This window comes from Caulobacter sp. DWR3-1-2 (assembly GCF_049896225.1).
Taxonomy (GTDB): domain Bacteria; phylum Pseudomonadota; class Alphaproteobacteria; order Caulobacterales; family Caulobacteraceae; genus Caulobacter.
On the sequence record NZ_JAFCTW010000004.1, the window covers coordinates 73040 to 94995 of the forward strand.

Genomic DNA, 21956 nt, shown 5'->3' on the forward strand with positions numbered 1-21956 from the left:
GCCCGCATGCGAGAGTCTTTTAGAGAGTTGTTTCAAGTGAAATCACAGTCGCTGTTGCATTAGACTTGGTTACCGAGAAGTAAAAGAAACATTCTTTCGATGACTCAGAATATTTTAACTCGCACCTGCGAAAAACCTAAGGCGTCCAGACGGACGCGACCGTCCGAAGGGCGTGACAACTCTATTAGGAGCAGCGGGATGAAATATCCGATCGCTTTTGCCGCAGGAATCGCTGGCAGCTTGTTCGTGGCTCAAGCGGCTTCCGCCGCCGGTGGCTTCGAAGACCAAATGGGCCGTTGCCTGCAACAATTCGCCAACACCCGCGACGCCGCCCAGGTGATGCTGGAATGCACCGCCGACGCCGGCAAGCTCTCGGCCTGCAAGGTCGTGGACAACAGCGCCGCGGGCAAGGGCTTCGACAAGGCCGCCATGTGCATCGCTGAAAAGCTGCCGATGGGCGCCAAGACGGGCACCGTGAAGGTTCCTTTCCGCTTCCCGGGCGGCGCGTAACTTCAAGTTCCCTTCCAGCTTTCCGGGGGGATCTGAAACACGCCTCTGCGGGCCCTGCGCGGAGCGTCCTTACCGGGGACGCTCCGCGCAGGGCCCGCAGAGGCGTTTCGCGTTTCTGGGGGGTGTATCAGGCTCCGCCCCGGATGGGGGCGGACAGGCGGCGAAGCCGCCAGGTGGTAGCAAGTGTCTCTCACCGTGCAGCGAACACTTGCCCCCTCCGGGCCTACGGCCTTCCTCCCCCAGAGGGGGAAGAGCTAACCGCCCCGCTTGAGCGTCTCGCGGGCGACGATCAGCTGCTGGATCTGGCTGGTGCCTTCGTAGATCCGGAAGATCCGCACATCGCGATACAGGCGCTCGATGCCGTAGTCGGCGACATAGCCGGCCCCGCCGAAGATCTGCACCGCGCGGTCGGCCACCCGTCCCACCATTTCAGAGGCGAACAGCTTGGCGGCTGCGGCCTCCAGGGTGACGTTGTCGCCGGCGTCGCGCTTGCGGGCTGTCTCGAGAACAAGAGCTCGGGCCGCCAGGGCTTCGGTCTTGCTGTCGGCGATCATCGCCTGGATCAGCTGGAAGCTGGAAATCGGCTGGCCGAACTGCTTGCGCTCGCTGGCATAGGCCACGCAATCAACCAGCAACCGCTCGGCCACGCCGACGCAGACCCCGGCGATGTGCAGCCGCCCGCGGTCCAGCACCTGCATGGCCACCTTGAACCCCTCGCCCTCCTCGCCCAGCCGGTTCCAGGCCGGGACGCGGACATTGTCAAAGGTGACGTCGTGGATATGGGCCCCCTGCTGGCCCATCTTCTTCTCGGGCTTGCTCACGGAAAGACCAGGCAGGCCGCTGGGCACCAGGAAGGCCGAGACGCCCGAACCGCCCTTGGCGTCAGGATTGGTGCGGGCCATCACCGTGAACAGCGACGCCTTGCCGGCATTGGTGATGTAGCGCTTGGAGCCGTTCAGGATGTAGTCGTCGCCGTCGCGAGTGGCGCGGGTCTGGACGGCGGCGCTGTCGGAGCCCGCCTCGGGCTCGGTGAGGGCGAACGAGGTGATGATCTCGCCCGACGCGATGCCCGGCAGCCACTTGGCCTTCTGTTCATCCGTGCCGAACATCACCAGCCCCTGGCTGCCGATGCCGACATTGGTGCCGAACACCGAGCGGAAGGCCGGCGAGGCGCGGCCCAGCTCGATCCCGACCAGGCATTCCTCTTCCATGTTGAGGCCCAGCCCGCCGAAGTCCTCGGGGATCGACAGGCCGAAGAGGCCGAGCCCCTTCATCTCCTCGACGATCTCGGGCGGAACAGCGTCGTCCTCGGCCACCTTGGCCTCGATCGGCCGCAGCCGCTCGGTCACGAAACGGCGGACCATGTCGATCAATTGGTCGCGGGTCTCGAGGTCCATGGCCATGGCGCTTCCTTCCGGCTTCAAACACTTGTTTTGAAGCGACTGTAGCGATGGCGGGGCGGAAGGGAAGAGGTGGGTGCTAACCCGCCCGCGCCAGCACACTCTTGCGCATGCCGTAGGCCACATAGACCAGCGCCCCGATGACATGGGCGCCGAGGAAATAGACCTGGGTCTTCTGAGGCAGGCTGTAGAACAGGTACAGGCAGCCCAGGATGCCCGCCGGCGCCACCACCTGCCACAGGGGCGTCGAGAACACCCGGGGCCGGTTGGGTTCGCGGCGGCGCAGGATGATCACCGAGGCGCCCACGGCGATGAAGGCCGCCAGGGTGCCGGCATTGGCCAGTTCGGCGATCTCCTTCAGCGACAGGAAGCCCGACAGCAGGGCCGACAGGGCGCCGGTCAGCAGGGTCATCAGCACCGGCGTGCCGGTCTTGGCGTTGACCTTGGCCAGGCCGGCGGGCAGCAGGCCGTCGCGGGCCATCACGAAGAAGATCCGGCTCTGGCCATACATGAAGGCCAGGATCACCGTGGGCAAAGCGACCACCGCAGCCAAGGCGACCAGTTGGGCCATCCTGGGATGGCTCAGGGTTTCGAGGATGAAGACCAGCGGGGCCTCGCTCTTGGAGAACACCTCGGCCCGCGACGCGCCGATCGCCACGCCGGCCACGACCATATAGATCAGCGTGCAGATCAGCATCGAACCGACGATGCCGATGGTCAGGTCGCGCTTGGGGTTCTTGGTCTCCTCGGCGGCGGTCGAGACAGCGTCGAAGCCGTAGAAGGCGAAGAAGATCAGGCTGGCGGCGGCCATCACCCCCACCTTGGCGCCGGCCGGCCCGGCGTCCGCCAGGGTGTGGGCGGCGAAGCCGTTGGGCATGAAGGGCGTGAAGTGGCTGGCGTCGAAGGCCGGCAGGGTCAGCACCACGAAGGCCGCCAGGGCCAGGATCTTGATGGCCACCAGCACCAGGTTGACTGTGGCGCTCTCCTTGGTCCCCAGGGCCAGCAGCCCCGCCACGGCGAAGGAAATGATCACCGCCGGCAGGTTGACGATCCCGCCCTGGTGCGGTCCGGCCAGCAGGGCGTGCGGAAAGCCGGCCGCCTGGAACAGGCCCTGGGCGTGGGCCGACCAGCCGACCGCCACGGCCGCGCAGACCAGGGTATATTCAAGGATCAGGCTCCAGCCGACGAACCAGGCCACCGGCTCGCCCATCGCCACATAGCTGTAGGTATAAGCGCTGCCCGAGGCGGGAATCATGGTCGACAGCTCAGCATAGCAGAGCGCCGCGCAGGCGCAGACCGCCCCGGCGATCAGGAAAGACAGGATCACCCCCGGTCCCGCCAGCCCCGCCCCGACGCCGGTCAGGGTGTAGATCCCGGTGCCGACGATGGCCCCGACGCCCAAGGCGATCAGGTGGTACCAGCTGAGCGTCTTCTTCAGGGCGTGGGCGGGATCGCCGGCGGCGGTGTCGATCGCCTTGCGGCGCGTCCAGATGCTCAAGGTGTTCTCCCGACTCTTGGCGGCGAGGATGGGTCAGCGCGGCGGGCTCGCCAAGGGGGAGATTTCGCCGCCGCCAGCGACGCTTTCTGACAGGCCCGTGCAGCGGAAGTCACAAGTCCTCCCCTCGTGGGGGAGGACGTCAGATCACCGCGTCGAAGGCGGCCCAGTTGGGGACCTGCACCTCGGCCCCCGCCTTGCGGCCCCGGTTGGCGATGCGGGTGTAGAGCAGCTTCACGCAGCGGCTGCCGGTGGTCTCGAACAGGAACGGGAAGATCCCGTGGGCGAAACAGGCCAGGCCGCCCAGCAGCATGGGGAAGGCGAAGCTCCAGGCCATGGCCATGTGCTCGCCATAGGTCTCGTCGACCGAGCGCGGATGGCGGGTGAAGGCGTCGAACATGGAAGGTCCCCGGATGAGTCGCCCCATGATCCTCGATTTGCCGAGAATGACATCGTCCCAGATCACCCGTCGTGGCACTAAAGGAGAATTTCGTTCTCCTGATAGGCATGTTTGAAGAATGACCTCACTAGATCAGATCGATCGCCGACTGCTTGCGATCCTGCAGCAGGACGCCACCGTCCCGATCGCCGAACTGGCCGAGCGGGTCGGGCTGTCCCAAACCCCGTGCTGGAAGCGGGTCAAGCGACTGCAGGACAGCGGGGTGATCACCGCCCGCGTCGCCCTGATCGACCGCGAGGCCCTGGACCTGTCGCTGACGGTGTTCGTGGCGGTGAAGACCGGCCGCCACGACGATGACTGGCTGGCGACCTTCGCGGCCGGGGCAAAGGCCCTGCCCGAGGTGGTCGAGTTCTACCGGATGAGCGGCGACGTCGACTATCTGCTGAAGGTCGTGGTCCGCGACATCGCCGCCTATGACCGCTTTTACCGCCGCCTGATCGCCACCGCGCCGCTGACCGACGTGTCGTCGAGCTTCGCCATGGAGCAGATCAAGTTCACGACGGCCCTGCCGATCGCGACGGGATAAGAGTTATCCACAGGGCTGGCGTTGTTCAGCCTCCGTCCCCGTTTGCGGACAGGCCAATGGGCCTGTCCGCCGCCGTCGCACGACACTCTATCCCCAGGCTTCGCGCAACAGACTGTAACGAATCCGGTTACTTACACAAAAACGCAGGTTTCCGATGCTCACCCCTGCGGGATGACCGCATTCTAGGGTCATGACCCAAACCGACATCCCCGCCTGGCGCCAAGCCCTGCAACTCAAGCTCATGGCCGCCCTCGACGCCGCCTGGGCGATCCTCGACTCCAGCGACGACCCGGCGGAAATCCGCCGGGTCCGCGAACGGGCCAAGGCCCTGGGCGACCTGGCCACCCTGGCCCGCAAGGTGGCGCTGATCGTGCCGACGCCCCGCGCCAAGCCGGCGGCGGCCGGCCTGGGATCCGTCTGGGAGGAGGCGAAAACCGTCCTCGCCCCGGTCGCGGCCCAGGCCGAGATCGCCCGGCGGGCGCTGGACAAGCTCAAGGGCGGGCGCCGCGGGCGGATTTAGGCGCGGCGGCTCACGCCCTTGCCCCCCTACGGATCGCTCCGCGATCGTCTTCCCCCATGGGGGGAAGAGCTCAGCCACCAGCGCTGGCGCGAGGCTCCGCCCCCAATGGGGGCGGACAGACCGCGAAGCGGTCAGGTGGGGGCAAGTGGGTGTGATCCCACGCTAAACTTCGCACCCCTCCACCTCCGCCCGCGTCGGCGAGGCCGAGCCTTAAAACCTTTATGGCGAGCTTGCTCTGGCGTCTGGCCGAGTCAAGGACGGCCCGAAGGGCCGCCGCGTGCGGCGACGCGAGAGCGTCGTCCTTGACTCGGCCAGACGCCAGAGCTCCGATCCACCAAGGGTTTAAGGCGCAGCCACATCCGGGGCGGATGGTGGGCTTGCGCCGGGAAGCGGGCGTTCCGAAGGGCTGAGAAGGGTGGGAAGCGGACATCAGCCCTCAAGCGAAGGCCAGTGGCCACGCTTCTGGGTCGTTTTGAGCACAGCTCTGACGCTTACGCTTCGGCCGATGCTGGCGAGTGCGCGAAGAGGGTCGGAACAGCCCGCTTGCGAGCTGTCTCGGCTGGCTCAATACAAATCGGCGCGCAACACCTGTCCAACTGCTGGCGCGGGCCACAAACACAAGGGCCGCAAGTTCAACAGCAAGCGCGAAATCGACTGCCGCCGCCAACGGAATGAGTTCGGGCGCCACGACCGCGAAACCAGCAAGCATCAATGCCGCGACCACATACGCAGCCACGGCAATCGGACCCCGATTTAGGCTTTCCGCAGGCCTCTCCACCAAGGCCTTGTAAAGCGCATCGCCAAGCCACGTGCCCCTGCCGGACAGCACAAGGCCGAATGTCATCGCGAAAAGTAGGGTCAGGATGATCATGGTCGAGCTCCCTAAGCAGCAGGTGGTGATGAAGCTTTGCGTTGCAAGGGAGGCGTATTCCATTCCTAGCATTGACCATTGACGCCCGTCGCCGTGCCTTCAACCGGCTGAAGCGCGAAATGGCAACCTGTTTGGCGGCAGCCAAAGCGGCCTCATTCTCAGGTCCGCAAAGGGTCGAAAGCGGGAATTGGCTCCTAATCCGGCCACAGATCCTGCACATCCCCCTTGCGGTTCAGCATGTGCGTCGCCCGCTTGATCAGCATCAGCAGCCGCTCGCGCCGTCCGTCGCCGTCATAGGTCAGGGTGCTGCGCGCCAGTCCCTCCAGCATGAACCGCGCCAGATCCCGGCTGGCCTGGAAGCGCGGCCCCGCCCCGGCGTGGAGGATCTTCAGGAAGTGGTCCCCCGCCTGGGCGCGGTCGAACTCGGCCTGGGCCGGGGCCAGCAAGGCCTGGACGGCGGGGTCGGTGCGGCCGGCCAGTTCGAGCTCTGCGAAGGCCATGAATGGGATGCTGTGCAGCAGGTCCCAATAGGAGTCGATCGCGTGCTCGGTGACGTCGGCGCCGGACGGCAGGGTGTCGGCGGCGGCGCGGAACAGGGTCGAGCGCTCGGCCTGGACATGGGCGACGGCGGCCTCGACCAGGGCCTCGCGGGTGGGGAAGTGGTAGAGCATCGCCCCGCGCGTCAAGCCGGCCGCCTCGGCGATCACGGGATTGCTGGCCGCGTGGTAGCCCAGCTCAGCGATCAGCCGCATGGCGCAGTCGAGAATCCGCGCCCGGGTCTTCAACGACTTGGGCGTATCCTTGGCGAGGCGGGCGGCGTCCATGGCCTTTGATCTAGTCAAACGGATGTTGCACCGCAACAGCCCATCGCCCCTAGGCTGGGCCTTGTCGCGGAAGATTTATCCGATGGTGAAATTCCAGGCGTTGCTGCGACGCGGCGTTACGCGGGCCCATGCATTCGGGTGGTTTCATCAAAGCGACATGCAATCAGCTTAATCGCCGCAGGTGCTCGCCTTGGTCGCGATCGGTCCGGGGGCGGACCGTTCGGTGAAGGCCATGGGCGCCGCTTGGGACCCCGCTTGGGGCAACCGCTTGAGGGGCAAGCCATGGTCACCGACACCGACATCGAAATTCGACGTTACCGCTCGATCTTCATCAGCGACGTGCACTTGGGCACCCGCGGTTGCCAGGCCGAGCTGTTGCTCGACTTCATCCGCCACGTGGAATGCGACCGGCTCTATCTGGTCGGCGACATCATCGACGGCTGGAAGCTGCGCAGTGGCTGGTACTGGCCGCAGAGCCACAATGACGTGGTCCAGAAGATCCTGCGCCTGGCCCGCAAGGGCGTCGAGGTGATCTACATCCCCGGCAACCACGACGACCGCATCCGCGACTTCTGCGGCACCCACTTCGGCGGGGTGGTGGTGGCCCGCGACGTGATCCACGAGGCCGCCGACGGCAAGCGCTATTTGGTGGTGCATGGCGACGAGTTCGACGGGGTGGTGCAGCACGCCAAGTGGCTCGCCTTCCTCGGGGATTGGTCCTATAGAACCGTCCTGATGCTGAACACCTTGCTGAACCGCGCGCGTCGCAGGATGGGTTTCGGCTATTGGAGCCTGTCGGCCTATCTGAAGGTCAAGGTAAAGAACGCCCTGCAATTCATCGAGAATTTCGAGGCCGCGGTCGCCGACGAGGCCCGCCGGCGCGGCGTCGACGGCGTCATCTGCGGACATATCCACAAGGCGGAGATGCGCGAGATCGACGGTGTGCTCTATGTCAATGACGGTGACTGGGTGGAAAGCTGCACCGCGCTCGTGGAACATATGGACGGACGGCTCGAAATATTGGAATGGTCCAAGCTTAGGTCCTGGTCGGTGATCGATCGGGCGCGGGCGCTCTCCTTCGAGCCCCCTCTTGCGGAGCCTGCCGCCGCCTGATGCGGATACTACTTGCCACCGATGCTTGGGAACCGCAGGTCAATGGCGTGGTTCGCACACTCACCAAGGTGATGGGCGAGCTGAAAGCCATGGGCCATGAGGTCGATGTCGTCAGTCCCGACCAGTTCCCCACCTTCCCGCTGCCGACCTATCCGGAGATCAAGCTGGCCATCGGCGCCTATGAGCCGGTGATGGAGCGCTTCAAGTCGTTCGAGCCCGAGGCGATCCACATCGCCACCGAGGGTCCGATCGGCCTGGCCGCCCGCCGCATCTGCCTGGAATGGAAGCTGCCGTTCACCACCAGCTACCACACGCGGTTTCCCGAATATGTCTCGGCCCGCCTGCCGTTGCCGCTGTCGGCCGGCTACACCTACATGCGCTGGTTCCACAAGCCGTCGGGCCGGCTGATGGTGGCCACCCCCACCATGCGCGACGAGCTGATCCGCCACGGCTTCCGCAACATCTCGCCCTGGACGCGCGGCGTCGACACCGACGTGTTCAAGCCGCGCCAGCCCGGCGAGCCGGACGTGTTCGAGGGGATGCCGCGGCCGATCTTCCTCAATGTGGGCCGCGTGGCCGTCGAGAAGAACATCGAGGCCTTCGCCGGCCTGGATCTGCCCGGCACCACGGTGATCGTCGGCGACGGCCCGCAGCGCGAGGAACTGGCCGAGAAATACCCCGACGTGGTGTTCGCCGGCGCCAAGTTCGGCGAGGAGCTGGCGCGCTATTTCGCCTGCGCCGACGTGTTCTGCTTCCCGTCCCTGACCGACACCTTCGGCCTGGTGATCCTCGAGGCCATGGCCGCCGGCGTGCCGGTCGCGGCCTTCTCGGCGCCGGGGCCGATCGACATCATCCCCGGCTCGGGGGCCGGCATGCTGGCGCCGGGCCAGACCGACGGCCTGCGCGAGGCGTGCCTGGCGTGCCTGGACCTCGACCACGCGGTGGTGCGAAAGTTCGCCGAGGGCTTCTCGTGGCGGGCGTGCGCCGAGGAGTTCTTCAAGAACCTCCAGCCCTATCCGGAGCCGGAAAAGACCCGGTTCTGGCGGCGGCTGCGACGGCTGGCGCGGCTGCGGCGTAGGCCGGCGGCCTAGGCGGCTCACGCCCTTGCCCCCCTACGGGTCGCTGCGCGACCGTCTTTCCCCATAGGGGGAAAAGCCTGATGCGCGGGGCTCCGCCCCCTTGGGGCGGACAGACGGCGTAGCCGTCAGGTGGGGGCAAGTGGGTGTGATCCCGCGCCCTCCCGCCACCGCAGGATCAGCGTCCGATCCCGCACCTCGAACGACGCCAGCTCGTCCAGGAAACTCATCCCCAGCAGAGAGCCGCCCATCGGGGCCTTGTTGACCACCATCGGGAAGGCGCCGAGCTCAAGGCCTCCCACGGCCAGGCGATCGGCGGTCCAGGCCGCGCCAGAACCCAGGCCATTGGCCGTCTCGGCGGTCTGGTCGTAGTTCAGATGCTCGACATCGATCCCCACCCGCCTGGCGTCGGCCGGGCTGAGCACGGTGTCCGTAGCGCCGGTGTCGACCATGAACAGCACGGGCTGGCCATTGACCTGGCCCACGATCACGAAGGCCCCGCCCTCGGTCTGGGCCACGCGCAGCTCCCGCTCCCCCGTCGCCACCGGCGCCCCGACGTTCAGGGCCATGCGCAGGCGCAGCGGCGCCTCGGCCAGTTCGGCGCGGTAGAGGTAGCCGAAGGCCAGCAGGCCAACGACCGCCACCCAAATCGCCGCATGGCTGACGCCCTTGAGAATGTCGCCGCGACGGGCCGTCATCAGACCCAGCGACATCAGCAGCAGGAAACCGCCCCACATCACTACGAATGTCCAGTCGTATCCGGTGCGCAGCGCCCAGGGCGCGACGTATAGCAGGATCGCCGCCAGCGCGCCGCCGCCGATCACGAAGACCAGCCACAGCAGCCGGCGGCGCCAGGAGGCGGGCGGCGCGTGCGCGGGCTTGGCCGGAGGCGGCGGGGCGCCCCAGGGGCCAGGATCGGTCATCGGGTTTTCCGTGGTGGATTTGCGGCGAAGCTAGGGGCGCGGCGGCGAGGGCGCAACTTGGGATCTTTGGTCAGCGGCTCACGCCCTTGCCCCCTACGGATCGCTTCGCGATCGTCTTCCCCCATAGGGGGAAGAGTTCCAGGTGCGCGAGGCTCCGCCCCCTCGCCGCTGACAGACGGCGAAGCCGTCAGGTGGGGGCAAGTGGATGTGATCCCACATCCGAAGCCGCGCCTTTTCACGAACTGCTCGCCTCGGCAAGGCCCCGCCCGGAAACCTTGATGGCGAGCATGCTCTGGCGTCTGACCGCGTCAAGGACCGCCCCCGGCGTCCGCGTCGCGGCGACGCTACGCGTCGTCCCTGACCCGGCCAGACGCCAGAGCTCCGATCCACCAAGGGTTTAAGGCGTGGCCCATCCGGGGCGGATGCACGGCCTGTCCAACCGCTCTACTTGCGATCCGGCAGCTTGGCGATCGCCAAGAGACATAGTCCACCAATCAGGAATACGGCTGCGAGCCGAAGCCAAATCGAAAGATCGACACCGGCTTCCTGCGCCCACTCCCACGCCGTCTGATGCCGATTGCCGAAGGCCCATATGAACATGCCGGCGCCTGCGCTCATCAAGATAACCGCTGCCCAGCCGCCAACCTTTTTCGTCACGCCCTTCATAGACACGGGACCCTTTAGTTCGGCCGGCTCAACCTACTCCCCCTTCACCGGCACGCACCGCAGGATCACCTTGTCGATCCGCGAGCCGTCCATATCCACCACCTCGGCGTCGAAGCCGCCCAGCTCGACGATCTCGCCCTCGCGGGGGATCCGTCCCAGCCGGTCGAGCAGCAGGCCGGCCACCGTGTGATAGCCGCCCTCGGCCTCGAAGTTCTCGCCCAAGGCGTCGTTGAGCTCGAGAATGTCGACGCGGGCGTCGACCAGCCAGGTGCCATCCTCGCGGCGCAGGATGCGGGTCTCGGTCTCGTCGTGGTCCTCGGGGAAGTCGCCGGCGATCATTTCCAGCAGATCCAAAGGCGTGATCACCCCCTGGATCGAGCCGAACTCGTCGACCACCAAGGCCATGTGCAGCGGCGTCTGCTTGAACACCGCCATGGCCCGGAGCAGCGACATGGTCTCGGGAATGGCGATGGGCTGCTGGATGTGGCCGCGGATGTCGATCTCGGCGCCGCCCAGGCAGGCGTCCAGCAGGTCCTTCTTGAGGATCACGCCGATCTCGCCGTCCAGATCGTCCTCGCTGGCCACCACAATGCGCGAATAGGGGCAGGCGCGGATTTCGGCCAGGATCTCTTCCTGGGTGTCGGACAGCGAGATCCAGAACAGGTCGCGGCGCGGGGTCATGGCCACGCGGACCGGGCGGTCGCCCAGTCGCATGACCTCATTGATCATCGCCCGCTCCTCGGGCTCGATCAAGCCGGCGTCGGCGCCCTCGGCCAGCACGGTCTCGACCTCTTCGGCGGTCATGTCATTGGTCCGCTCGTCGCGCACGCCCATCAGCTTGAGGATGGCGGCGGTCGAGACGGTGAGCACGGTGACGAATGGGCGCAGCACCGTGGCCATCAAGGCCAGGAACGGCGACATGCGGCGGGCGATGACGTCCGGGAACAGCAGGGCCAGGCGCTTGGGCACCAGCTCGCCGAGGATCACCGAGACGTAGGTCAGGCCGATGACGACGAGGGTGGTGGCGATAGCCTCGGAATGGGGGCCGACGACGGGCTTGTCGTGTAGCCAGACGTCAAGCGCTCCGGCGATGGTGGCCTGGCCATAGGCGCCGGCCAGGATGCCGATCAAGGTGATGCCGACCTGCACGGCCGACAGGAACCGCGTGGGGTGCTCGGCCATGGCCAAGGCGAGCCTGGCGCCCTTGTCGCCCCTGTCGGCGAAGGTCTGGAGCCGTGCGCGGCGGGCCGACACCACCGCAAGTTCGGACATGGACAGAACCCCGTTCAACAGAACGAGGAAGAAGACGACGACGAGCGCGAGGAGGATCATGGTCCCTGGGCGGGTGAAGCGGCCGGGCAGGCCGCGATCCCCCCACTATACAAAAGAAAACGCCGCGGCCCACTGGGGACCGCGGCGCTGTCTTGTTTAAGCTCGGAGCGCCTGGTGACAGGCGCCTCGAAGCCCCGCTCATACAGAGCCGGCTTACAGAGCCGGCTTACAGAGCCGGACGCGGCATCGTCGTCTTGTTGTTGCCGACGGCCTTCTGGGCTTCGTGCTGGCCGGGGGGCAGCGGGATCAGGCCGCGGCCTTGCAGATAGCCGCCACGACCGGTGGCCGCATCCGAGGTGAACTCGGTCACGAACTCGGCCAGGCCCGGCGTCACGCCGATATTGGCCTTCTTGACGTAGATGTAGAGGCTACGCGACAGCGGGTAGGAGCCGTCGGCGATGGTCTGGGGCGAGGGACGCACGCCGTTGACCGAGGAGCCCTTGATCTTGTCCATGTTCTCTTCGAGATAGGACCAGCCGAAGACGCCCAGCGAGCCGGGGGTCTTGGTCAGGGTGCCGACGATGGCGTTGTCGTTCTCGCCAGCGTCGATCCAGCCGTCGTTCCGCAGCGGATCGACCAGCGACTTGAACTTCTTTTCGTTGTCCGAGCGCAGGGCGTCGGCGGTCGGGAACTTGCGGGCGCCGGCTTCGATGGCCAGTTCCACGAAGGCGTCGCGGGTGCCCGAGGTGGGCGGCGGGCCATAGACCTGGATACGGTTGCCGGGCAGGCCGGCCCCGACGTCATCCCAGTTGTGATAAGGGTTGGCGACGAACTGGCCACCCTTCAGCACGGTCTTGGCCAAGCCCATATACAGGTGCTCGGTCTTGAAATTGTAGTCGGCGCCGTCCTTGTCGGTGGCGATGACGATGCCGTCGAAGCCGACCTTGATGGCGACGATGCCCTTGACGCCCTTGGCGGCGCAGGCGTCGAATTCCGACTTCTTCATCGGACGCGACGCGTTGGCGATGTCGGGGAAGCCTTCGCCCGTGCCCGAGCAGAACAGCTTGATGCCGCCGCCGGTGCCCAGGCTTTCGACCTTCGGAGCCTTCTTGCCGGACTTCTTGGCGAAGTTTTCGGCGGTGCGGGTGGCGAACGGGAACACGGTCGACGAACCGGCGGCCCAGACATAGTCACGGGCGGCGAAGGCGGGGGCGGCGGCGAAGCCCGAGAGGGCGACGGCGGCGGCCGCGCAGGAAAGCAGCTTTTTCATGGAGGACTCCTGGAAGTCTCAAGTGCTGAAAAGGAAGACGGGCCGGCCTGGCGGCCGGCCCGTCGGTCTTAGAAGTCCAGCTGGGCGCGGAACTGCAGTTGCTTGATGTCCGAACCGCGGCCGACGACGACGGGGTCAACCGAGCCGTCGGTGTAGTTAGCCATGAAGCGCACATAGGCGGTCGGGTAGTAGTTCACGCCCAGGGTCCAGGCGGTGTACTTGCCGGCGTCTTGCGACAGGGTCCGACCGGCGGCGGTCGAAGCGGTGTCGTAGGCGTCGTTCAGGTCGGCATAGTCGTAGCGCAGGCCCAGTTCCACGCCGCCGAAGCCGCCAGCGGTGATCGGGTTGAGGATCTTCGGACGCTTCATTTCGCCAGCGGCCGGATCGTAGTTGCGGGTCTCGCCCGTCGGCCAGAAGCTGACGAAGGCGTAGCCGACCTTGATGTCCGCGTTCGAACCCGGAGCCACCGTGGCCAGACGCTTGACCTTGATGTCCGAGAATTCGCTCTGGATCGACAGGTTGTTGTGGATCCAGGCGCCTTCGGCGGCGAAGGTCTGGTCGGAGTCGCCGATCGCGCCCGTGCTGTAGTAACGGCCCGAGTTGCCGTAGTTGGTGTCGGTGCGGCCTTGATAGGCGAAGGCGGCTTCGTTGCCGTGGTTGCGGCTGCGGGCCGACAGGGCCAGGTGGACCTTGTCGGTGTCGGTCAGGATCGGGGCGTAATGGCCGCGAAGGGTGAAGCCCAGACGCTCGTTGGAGTTCTGGTTGGTGGTCAGGCTGGCGGCGGTGTTATTGATGTCAGCGTTGTTGATGCTGTCGCCCTGGACGGCGCCGGTGACGCTCCAGTTGGGACCATTGACCTTGCCGACGACGCTGAGCAGGTAGCTGTCGACGCCGAAGTCACCATAGGGACCGCGGTCCATGAAGGTGGTGAAACGGGTGGAGGTCAGGTTTTCGAGGCCGGCGGCCTTGATGTTACCAAACAGGATCGAGCTGAACTCGGTCGGCTTGAGCTCGATGACCACGTCGTCCCAGGACCAGCCGCCGCCGTTCACCGCACCGCCTTCGGCCTTGTAGGCGATGGCGTTGTTCAGCTTGCCTTCGACGCCGAGGAACACCTGGCGACCGCGAATGTTGCTGGTCTTGTAGTCGGTGGCCGCGCCGTTGCGATTGACGTCCTGGAACACGCCGTCGAGCAGGATCCGACCGCGGACCTTGAAATAGACGTCGTCATTGGTCCATTGCGGCGCGCCCTTCCAGGCGACCGTGGTGTCTTGCGCGTGAGCCGCGACGCCGAGGCCGCAGGCGAGCATGGCGCCCAGCGCCGCGCCACTGACCAGCGAGGTCTTGATCCGCATGTGAGAAATCCCCTTAGGCTTTGCCCCCTGTCCGTTGGTCCGGATCAGGTAGGAGCGCTTTACGGGGGACCCGTGACGGTTCCGCCACCCTTTGATGACAGCTGCGTGACACGGCTTTTCAAGGTGTTAACTGTTGCCAGAGGGCCACAGGATCGGACGCGGCATCGTCCGTTCACGGGCGGGTTTTCTGATCGCCCCGCCCTCCAAATTCCGCTCATCCCGGCGAATGTTGGGACCCAGATCCCAGCGCGGTGTGGATGATTGGAAGGACTCAGAGCGCCTGGCGTAAGCCCCAAAGCCATTCCAGCTGGGTCCCGACTTTTGTCGGGATGAAAGGATATAGAGGAAGCCTACAGCAGCCGTGTGCGGATGATCTGCGACAGCAGGTCGATCAAGGATACGGCCACCACGATGACCAGTACGATGCAGCCGGTCTGGTCGTACTGGAAGCCGTTGATCGAATCCAGCAGCACCTGGCCGACACCCCCGGCGCCGATCAGCCCCAGGACCGTCGCCGAACGGCTGGAGGACTCGAAGCGGTAGAGCGCATAGCTGGTCCACAGCGGCGCGACCTGCGGGATCACCCCCCAGACCACTTCCTGCAGCTTGCCCGCTCCGGTGGCGCGCACGCCCTCGACCGGGCCCTTGTCGATCGACTCGACCGCCTCGGCGAACAGCTTGGCCAGCACGCCGCCGGTATTGAACATCAGGGCCATGACGCCCGCGAAGGGACCAAGGCCCACGGCGGTGATGAAGATCAGCGCCACCACCAGGTCGGGCAACGAGCGGATGATGTCGAGCAGGCGGCGAACAGGCTGCTGGATCCACCATGGGCTGATGTTGCGCGCGCCCAGCAAACCGAGCGGGATGGCGACGATGATCGCCAGGGCCGTGCCCCACAGCGCCATCTGGATGGTCTGCCACATCTTGCCGATATAGAGGGGCCAGTCGGCGGCCAGAAACGCCTGGCGATCAACGAACGGCGAGAAGAAGCCACGCCCGAACTCCTGCATCTTGCCGGCTTCGATGAAGAGTTGCGGGAACTTGTCGATTTCGGCCGGCTTGAAACTGATCACCAGCAAGGCGATGACGCCGCCCCACAGCAGGACGTCGAAGGCCCGCGCCGAGATCGGCTTGCTCGGCGGCGGGGGAACGGCGCTCATCGCGGTGTTGGACATTGGGCGATCAGTTGGCCGGGGCGGAGACGCCGGCCTTGCCGTCGGCGATCACGCGCTCGGCCTTGATGCCTGCCAGCGTCTTCTCGGCGGCCGCCAGCTTGGCGGGATCGCCGGCTTCGCGGGCCAGGCCGACGTTTTCCAGGGCTTCCATTTCGCGCACCACAAGCAAGTGGCTGTCATCGGCGGCCTTGAAGCCGCCCATGCTAAGGCGCTTGAGATTGGCGCGTTGCTGGGCCGCGGCCGGAGTGTCGCCCTGGCCATAGGTCAGGAAAAACTGACGCAGCTTTTCCTTGATCACTGGGTCGAGGTCCTTGCGCCAGACGATGGGGTCTTCCGGCAAGGTGGGTGACTCCCAGATCACCTTGACCTTGTTGGCCTGGGCGCCGCCCTTGGCCAGGCGGTTGAGGCCCAGCGCGGTGGAGTTGTTTGTTGAGGCGTCCAGCTTGTGATTGGCCACCGCGAACAGATTGGCGTCATGGCTGGCGCTGAGCACGGTCTTGAAACAGGTCTCGGGCTTCTTGTTGGCCGGGATGAACAGATAGGTCATCGGGGCCAGGGTGCCCGAGGTCGATTTCTTGTCGCCGATCCCGAAGTTCAGGGTCTTGTCGCATTTAAGCAGCCCCTCGACGGTGAGATTGCTGTCGGCCGGCACGATGATCACCGACTTGTAGCCGTCGACGCCCGACGGGTCGAAGGTGCGGGCGAAGACCTCGCCGTTCGAGCGGCGCACGGCCTCCAGGCCCGACTGGTTGGAGAACCAGCCGACGTCGGTCTGTTTGGCGCCCATGGCGACGATCAGCGACGAATAGTTGGACGAGAAGAACGGCTTCACCTTCATGCCGGTCGACGTCTCCATGTCGGCCAGGATGGGCTTCCAGTAGCCCTCCATGTTCTGGGCCGACTCGGTGGACAGGATCGAGAAGGTGATGGTGTCCTTGGCCTTGGGGACCTCGGATTTCGGCGCGCAGCCGGCCAGGGCCAGGGTGGCGACAGCGGCGGCGAGGCCGGCCATAGCAGTGCGGCAGCGGATCATTGCGGAGCTCCTTCCCAGAATACGTCCTCGAATTCCGGGCCGTAAATGTCGATGAGTTTGGCGCGGTCAAGACCGTCGGTCGGGCCGTCATAGACCTTTTGGCCGGCCTTCAGCGCCACCACGCGGTCGCAATAGCGCAGGGCGTAATCGACCTGGTGCAGGGTGACCACGACGGTCAGGCCATCGGACTTGTTCAGATCACGGAGGATCTCCATGACCTTGCGGGCCGAGACGGGGTCGAGCGAGGCGACCGGTTCATCGGCGAGGATGATCTTGGCCTTCTGGACCAGGGCCCGGGCGATGGCGCCGCGCTGCTGCTGGCCGCCCGACAGGGTGTTGGCGCGCTGGGCGGCATAGTCGGCGACGCCGACCCGGTGCAGGGCCGCCATGGCCGCCAGCCGCGTCTCGGCCGGCCAGGCGCCGAAGAAACCGCGCACCGGACCAATCCGCCCCAGCGAGCCCAGGGCGACGTTGGTAAATAACGAGAGGCGTCCGACCAGATTGAACTGCTGGGCGATGAAGCCGATGCGAACCCGGGCCTTGCGGACATGGTCGCTGACCCGTCCCTTGGCCTGCACCGGGCCGCCGAACGCGGTGATCACGCCCTCGCCCTCCTTGCCGTTCAGAGGGGCATCCACCGTCTGCAACCCGTCGATCGAGCGCAAAAGCGTCGATTTGCCCGAACCCGACGGACCGATGAGCGCTATCATCTCGCCGCGACTCACATCGAGCGAAACGGCGTCCAGCGCCCTGCGCGACCCGAAGGTCTTGGAGGCGGCGCGGATCGAGAGAACGGGTTCCGACATCATGGTCGGGGCGAATCCTTAACGAGGTTTCTGGCGCAGGGAAGTGCGTTCGTCGGTTTGGGGCACGGACGCAATGGATTTGTGACGGCCCGTGGAACAATTCACCTGCCAACGGCCGGAACCCCCGCCTCCGAAACACTCTTTACATCAAGGAGCGATGACCCTATTTCGCTCCCTCCGGCGGACCCGAAGTCCTCATAAGCGCTGCTAACGCCGGCCTGGGTTTAACTTTTGCAGGGGTCTACGTGAATTGCACACGTACCATAACCCCCTGGACCTGGTCCGTGAGCGGTCACCGGAACGTCCCGTCGCACTCGTGCGACCCGACGCGGTGTCCGTAGCGGCGCGCTGGTTCCAGGCTGAATTCAAGGGCGACGTCTTTTACGCGGTGAAGGCCAATCCTTCACCGTGGGTTCTCCGCGAGCTCGTGGAGGCCGGCGTCCGCTCGTTCGACGTGGCCTCGCTCAACGAGATCGAGCTGGTGGGCGAACACGCCCCAGGCTCGCGCATGGCATTCATGCACCCGGTGAAAAGCCGCGTGGCGATCTCGGCGGCCTATTTCGATCACGGCGTGCGAACCTTCTCGTTCGACACCCATGAAGAGCTTGCCAAGATCCAGGACGCGACGGGCAACGCCAAGGACCTCAACCTGATCGTCCGCATGGGCGTCCAGGCCGAGGGCGCGGCCTACAGCCTGTCGGGCAAGTTCGGCGTCGAGCCGCACAATGCCCCCGAACTGCTGCTGGCCGCCCGCCGCGCGACCCAGGACCTGATGGGCGTTTCCTTCCATGTCGGCAGCCAGTGCATGCGCCCCACCGCCTACCAGGCGGCGATGGCCCAGGCCTCCCGCGCGCTGGTTCGCGCCGGCGTGCTGGCCGATGTCGTCGACGTGGGCGGCGGTTTTCCCTCGATCTATCCGGGCATGGTGCCGCCCGACATGTCGGAATATCTGGCCGCCATCGACCGCGGCTTCAACGACATGATGGTCCACGAGACCACGAAGCTGTGGTGCGAACCCGGTCGGGCCCTGGTGGCCGAGGCCTCGTCCCTGCTGGTCAAGGTCGAGCTGAAGAAGGGCGACGCGCTCTATCTGAACGACGGCTCCTACGGCTCGCTGTTCGACGCGGCGCACATGAAGTGGCCCTTTCCGGTCAAGCCCTACCGCAGGGACGGCGCCGAGGCGGCGGAGGAGGCCTTGCGCCCCTTCCGCTTCTACGGCCCCACCTGCGACAGCGTCGACCACATGCCGGGCCCCTTCTACCTGCCCGACAGCATCGACGAGGGCGACTATATCGAGATCGGCATGCTGGGCGCTTACGGCGTGGCGATGTCGACCCGCTTCAACGGCTTTGGCGAGATCGACACCGTCGAGGTACAGGACGCCCCGATGGCCTCGATGTACGGTCTGGCCAAGCGCTCGATCCCCACGCCCCGGCCCGAGGCCGAGGAACGCAAGATCGTCCGCTTCTCGAGGCCCAAGGGCGCGGCGGGCAAGAAGCGCCGTCGTCGCTGATCCGTCGCGGTTTTGTCCTAAACCCGCCCTGAGCTTTGTTGCTCGAGCTCTAACGCCGTCTCCCCGGCCCTCAGGTCGCGCGTAGCGCGCGCCTCAGGGCAAACTCCGGCCGGGCCCAGGTGAAGCCCAGAGCCTCTCTGGATGAATCTGGGTCGCGGCCTTCGCAGGGAAAACGGGGTTGGGTGTCTGGCGATAACAGATTAGAACCCCACCCGCTCGCAGGACGTTTGTCCGTCCGCGCCAATGCTATCGCCCCCACCGGTCGCTCCGTCCCGGTGGATGGCCACTTCTAACGACGGGCGTCCAAAGTCAGGGAAACCGAAGCGATGAACGCTCCCGTTCCGAACAACACCAAGGCCGAGCTACTCCAGAACGTCGTCGAGCACATCGACATCGCCAGCTTCGACGCGCGCCCGATCATCGACGCCATGCGCAAGATGAGCTTCTCCAGCCGCGACACCGCCCGCGCCGCCGACATCTTCAACATGGCCCTGGCCGACCGCGACTGCTCGCCATGGCTGATCCTGGCCGGTTCCACCTCGGCCGGCGGCTGCATGCACGTCTATCGCGACATGGTGAAGAACGGCATGATTGACGCCGTGGTCGCCACCGGCGCCTCGATCGTCGACATGGATTTCTTCGAGGCCCTGGGCTTCAAGCACTACCAGGCCGCCGGCCCGGTCGACGACAACGTGCTGCGCGACAACTATATCGACCGCATCTACGACACCTATATCGACGAGGAAGAGCTCCAGAACTGCGACCACACGATCCTGGAGATCTGCAATCGCCTTGAGCCGCGCGCCTATTCCTCGCGGGAATTCATCTGGGAAATGGGCAAGTGGCTCAGTGAGGGCAACGCCAAGAAGCCCGGCTCGCTGATCCAGACCGCCCATGAGGAAGGCGTGCCGATCTTCTGCCCGGCCTTCGTCGACAGCTCGGCGGGTTTTGGCCTGGTCAAGCACCAGAAGGAACGCATCGCGGCCAAGCAGCCCTATCTGATGATCGACGCGGTGGCGGACTTCCGTGAACTGACGGATATCAAGATCGCGGCCGGCACCACCGGCCTGTTCATGGTCGGCGGCGGAGTGCCCAAGAATTTCGCCCAGGACACCGTGGTCTGCGCCGAGATCCTCGGCGTCGAGGCCGAGATGCACAAGTACGCCATCCAGATCACCGTGGCCGACGTGCGCGACGGCGCCTGCTCGTCCTCGACGCTGAAGGAGGCCGCCTCCTGGGGCAAGGTCAACACCACCTACGAGCAGATGGTGTTCGCCGAAGCCACCACCGTGGTGCCGCTGATCGCCTCGGACGCCTATCACCGCGAGGCCTGGAAGGGCCGCGAAAAGCCCCGGTGGCAGAAGCTGTTCGCGAAATAGTTTTGGTTTCAGCTCTGGGTGACACCCCAACATCCGTCTTCCCGACCAAGGCCGGGGAGGCGGAAATGGGTTGAGTATTCAGGCTGGAAATTCGCTCGACTCCTCCAAGGTCCCGGCCCCGGCGGAAAAGGTTCTTCCCTTGTGGGATCGGTGGGGAGGAGTTGCGCCCAACGTCCCAGACCTCTACCTCTTGCCCCATGGCCCACGCCGCTTGCGACCACGATCATCATAACCACGGCGTCGTCGGCGACGGCCTGGCGGCGGAACTCGCCGCCGCCGAGGCGCGCTGCGCGACGGCCGACCAGCGACTGACCGCGCCGCGCCGCCGGGTGCTGGAACTTCTGCTCCAGGCCGGTCAGCCGGTGAAGGCCTATGACCTGATCGCCAGCTACGCCATTGATGGTCCACCTGCGAAGCCGCCGACCGTCTATCGGGCCCTGGACTTCCTTGAGAAACAGGGTTTCGCCCACCGCATCGAGAGCCTCAACGCCTATGTCGCCTGCCGCAAGGAGGCTGACGGCCACGCCGCCGCGTTCCTGATCTGCGACTGTTGCGGCGCCACCCGAGAGATCGAGCCCAGGGCTAGCGCCGAGATCATCGCCGCCGGGGCGAGCGCGGGCTACGCCCTGACGGCGGTGACGATCGAAGCGCACGGGCTATGCGGGGATTGTCGGGGTTAGACTTTCAGCCTCGGCGGATGGGTGTGTGTCCCCGTCCAATCCAAGGCGCCGTCCGTCCTGATTGCGAATAGGCCGCGAACCCCGCTAGGGTCCAGCCACCCGTTCCATCGCCGAGACTCCGCCCCATGACGTCCACCGAGACCTACCCCGGCGTCGAGATCTGGCGCGGCGGGGTCAATACCTGGGACTGCGACGAGATGGGGCACATGAACGTGCGCTTCTACGTCGCGCGGGCCATGGAGGGCCTGGCGGGACTCGCGGCCGAGCTGGCCCTGCCCCACGCCTTTTCGCCCTATGCCAACGCCACGATCTTGGTTCGCGAGCAGCACATCCGCTTCCTGCGCGAGGCCCATGCCGGCGCGACCCTGCATATGCTGGGCGGGGTGATCGAGATCACCGACACCGAGGCTCGGCTGTTGCAACTGTTGATCCACACCGCCACTGGCCAGCTCGCCGCCACGTTCCAGACCACGGTCGCCCATGTCACGCCGCGCGAGGGCGAGGCCTTCCCGTGGCCGTCGGTGACCCGGGAACGCGCGCGGGTCCTGAAGGTCGAGGTTCCGGAGATGGCCCGGGCCCGCAGCCTGGAGCTGGGGCCGATCGAGACCACCGCCAGCCTGGCGCGCGCAGACGCCCTGGGCCTGCAACGCATCAGCCTGGGCGCCCTGGCCGCCACCGATTGCGACGTGTTCGGACGCATGCGCGCCGAGCAATTCATCGGCCGCGTGTCGGACGGCATCGGCAGCTTCATCGGCCCTTTCCGCGACACGGTGGTCGAACACGCCGAATCTCCACCCGCCCAGGTCGGCGGGGCCGTGCTGGAATACCGCATCGCCCAGCTGGCCTGGCCCCGGGCGGGCGACCGGGTAGAGATTCGTTCGGGCCTGGTCGGCACGACGGGCGCCGCCATGCGGGTGGTCCACTGGATGCTCGACCCGACGACGGGCCGCCCCTGGGGGACCTCCGAGGCGGTGGCGATCGCCTTCGACCTCGACGCGCGCAAGGTGGTGCCGATTTCGGACGCGGCGCGCGCGGCGCTGGGTGAGAAGTCTGTCGAGGGGCTGGCGCTGTGATTTCTGAGACCCT

General features: G+C 66.1%; 22 protein-coding genes. 9 read left to right on the plus strand and 13 right to left on the minus strand.

Features of this window, described 5'->3' with window-relative positions:
* Nucleotides 1-198 precede the first annotated feature (198 nt).
* A complete protein-coding gene (locus ACP696_RS06890) occupies nt 199-510 on the plus strand; it encodes a hypothetical protein (protein ID WP_426010988.1) in 312 nt (103 codons plus the stop codon).
* A 254-nt stretch (nt 511-764) separates the two neighbouring features.
* On the opposite strand, the gene ACP696_RS06895 is transcribed toward ACP696_RS06890, so the two are convergent.
* The 3 genes from ACP696_RS06895 to ACP696_RS06905 form a co-directional block, all read right to left on the minus strand.
* Complete coding sequence (locus ACP696_RS06895; RefSeq protein WP_426010987.1) at nt 765-1913, minus strand: acyl-CoA dehydrogenase family protein; 1149 nt, start codon at nt 1911-1913, stop codon at nt 765-767.
* Nucleotides 1914-1989: 76 nt separating this feature from the next.
* A complete protein-coding gene (locus ACP696_RS06900; protein WP_426010985.1) occupies nt 1990-3408 on the minus strand; it encodes an amino acid permease in 1419 nt (472 codons plus the stop codon).
* Between the two features lie 139 nt (nt 3409-3547).
* The gene (locus ACP696_RS06905) at nt 3548-3805 is read right to left on the minus strand and encodes a DUF6356 family protein (RefSeq protein WP_426010983.1); all 258 of its coding nucleotides are present in this window, start codon (nt 3803-3805) and stop codon (nt 3548-3550) included.
* A 118-nt stretch (nt 3806-3923) separates the two neighbouring features.
* Between ACP696_RS06905 and ACP696_RS06910 the strand changes: the two genes are divergently transcribed.
* Together ACP696_RS06910 and ACP696_RS06915 are read left to right on the plus strand one after the other, a co-directional pair.
* Nucleotides 3924-4391 carry an Lrp/AsnC family transcriptional regulator gene (locus tag ACP696_RS06910; RefSeq protein WP_426010982.1) on the plus strand — a complete coding sequence of 156 codons (468 nt, stop codon included), beginning with the start codon at nt 3924-3926 and terminating at the stop codon, nt 4389-4391.
* A gap of 190 nt (nt 4392-4581) precedes the next feature.
* Nucleotides 4582-4911 carry a hypothetical protein gene (locus tag ACP696_RS06915; protein ID WP_426010980.1) on the plus strand — a complete coding sequence of 110 codons (330 nt, stop codon included), beginning with the start codon at nt 4582-4584 and terminating at the stop codon, nt 4909-4911.
* A 436-nt stretch (nt 4912-5347) separates the two neighbouring features.
* Here the strand turns inward: ACP696_RS06915 and ACP696_RS06920 are convergent, their stop codons facing one another.
* The gene (locus ACP696_RS06920; RefSeq protein WP_425996007.1) at nt 5348-5782 is read right to left on the minus strand and encodes a hypothetical protein; all 435 of its coding nucleotides are present in this window, start codon (nt 5780-5782) and stop codon (nt 5348-5350) included.
* A gap of 194 nt (nt 5783-5976) precedes the next feature.
* Nucleotides 5977-6606 carry a TetR/AcrR family transcriptional regulator gene (locus ACP696_RS06925; RefSeq protein WP_426010977.1) on the minus strand — a complete coding sequence of 210 codons (630 nt, stop codon included), beginning with the start codon at nt 6604-6606 and terminating at the stop codon, nt 5977-5979.
* Nucleotides 6607-6888: 282 nt separating this feature from the next.
* Here ACP696_RS06925 and ACP696_RS06930 point away from each other — a divergent pair, with 282 nt between their 5' ends.
* Nucleotides 6889-7719 (plus strand): UDP-2,3-diacylglucosamine diphosphatase, encoded by an 831-nt coding sequence (locus ACP696_RS06930; protein ID WP_426010975.1) that lies wholly within the window; start codon nt 6889-6891, stop codon nt 7717-7719.
* The gene (locus ACP696_RS06935; protein WP_426043599.1) at nt 7719-8810 is read left to right on the plus strand and encodes a glycosyltransferase family 4 protein; all 1092 of its coding nucleotides are present in this window, start codon (nt 7719-7721) and stop codon (nt 8808-8810) included. Before ACP696_RS06930 ends, ACP696_RS06935 begins: the two co-directional genes overlap by 1 nt.
* Nucleotides 8811-8923: 113 nt before the next feature.
* Here ACP696_RS06935 and ACP696_RS06940 read toward each other — a convergent pair whose 3' ends face one another.
* From ACP696_RS06940 to phnC, 8 genes are all read right to left on the minus strand, one after another.
* On the minus strand, nt 8924-9718 hold the full coding sequence (locus tag ACP696_RS06940) for a retropepsin-like aspartic protease family protein (RefSeq protein WP_426043600.1): 795 nt from the start codon (nt 9716-9718) through the stop codon (nt 8924-8926).
* Nucleotides 9719-10162: 444 nt separating this feature from the next.
* Nucleotides 10163-10384 carry a hypothetical protein gene (locus ACP696_RS06945; RefSeq protein WP_426043601.1) on the minus strand — a complete coding sequence of 74 codons (222 nt, stop codon included), beginning with the start codon at nt 10382-10384 and terminating at the stop codon, nt 10163-10165.
* Nucleotides 10385-10417: 33 nt separating this feature from the next.
* A complete protein-coding gene (locus tag ACP696_RS06950) occupies nt 10418-11716 on the minus strand; it encodes a hemolysin family protein (RefSeq protein WP_426043602.1) in 1299 nt (432 codons plus the stop codon).
* A gap of 166 nt (nt 11717-11882) precedes the next feature.
* On the minus strand, nt 11883-12926 hold the full coding sequence (locus tag ACP696_RS06955; RefSeq protein WP_426043603.1) for a substrate-binding domain-containing protein: 1044 nt from the start codon (nt 12924-12926) through the stop codon (nt 11883-11885).
* Between the two features lie 68 nt (nt 12927-12994).
* Nucleotides 12995-14281 (minus strand): OprO/OprP family phosphate-selective porin, encoded by a 1287-nt coding sequence (locus ACP696_RS06960; protein WP_426010966.1) that lies wholly within the window; start codon nt 14279-14281, stop codon nt 12995-12997.
* Between the two features lie 350 nt (nt 14282-14631).
* Nucleotides 14632-15459, minus strand: a complete 828-nt coding sequence (phnE, locus tag ACP696_RS06965) for a phosphonate ABC transporter, permease protein PhnE (RefSeq protein WP_426010965.1) — start codon at nt 15457-15459, stop codon at nt 14632-14634.
* Between the two features lie 7 nt (nt 15460-15466).
* The gene (phnD, locus tag ACP696_RS06970) at nt 15467-16492 is read right to left on the minus strand and encodes a phosphate/phosphite/phosphonate ABC transporter substrate-binding protein (protein ID WP_426010964.1); all 1026 of its coding nucleotides are present in this window, start codon (nt 16490-16492) and stop codon (nt 15467-15469) included.
* Nucleotides 16489-17301, minus strand: a complete 813-nt coding sequence (gene phnC / locus ACP696_RS06975) for a phosphonate ABC transporter ATP-binding protein (RefSeq protein WP_426010963.1) — start codon at nt 17299-17301, stop codon at nt 16489-16491. The genes phnD and phnC overlap by 4 nt, the downstream gene beginning before the upstream one ends.
* A gap of 247 nt (nt 17302-17548) precedes the next feature.
* On the opposite strand from phnC, the gene ACP696_RS06980 reads away from it, so the two are divergent.
* The 4 genes from ACP696_RS06980 (at nt 17549) to ACP696_RS06995 (ending at nt 21943) form a co-directional block, all read left to right on the plus strand.
* Nucleotides 17549-18811, plus strand: a complete 1263-nt coding sequence (locus ACP696_RS06980) for a type III PLP-dependent enzyme (protein WP_426010961.1) — start codon at nt 17549-17551, stop codon at nt 18809-18811.
* A 326-nt stretch (nt 18812-19137) separates the two neighbouring features.
* Nucleotides 19138-20190, plus strand: coding sequence for a 1,9-bis(guanidino)-5-aza-nonane synthase (locus ACP696_RS06985; protein ID WP_426043604.1), 1053 nt, complete (start codon nt 19138-19140; stop codon nt 20188-20190).
* 197 nt (nt 20191-20387) lie between these two features.
* Nucleotides 20388-20870, plus strand: coding sequence for a transcriptional repressor (locus ACP696_RS06990; protein WP_426043605.1), 483 nt, complete (start codon nt 20388-20390; stop codon nt 20868-20870).
* 125 nt (nt 20871-20995) lie between these two features.
* Nucleotides 20996-21943, plus strand: coding sequence for a thioesterase family protein (locus ACP696_RS06995; protein ID WP_426010957.1), 948 nt, complete (start codon nt 20996-20998; stop codon nt 21941-21943).
* Nucleotides 21944-21956: the final 13 nt, after the last annotated feature.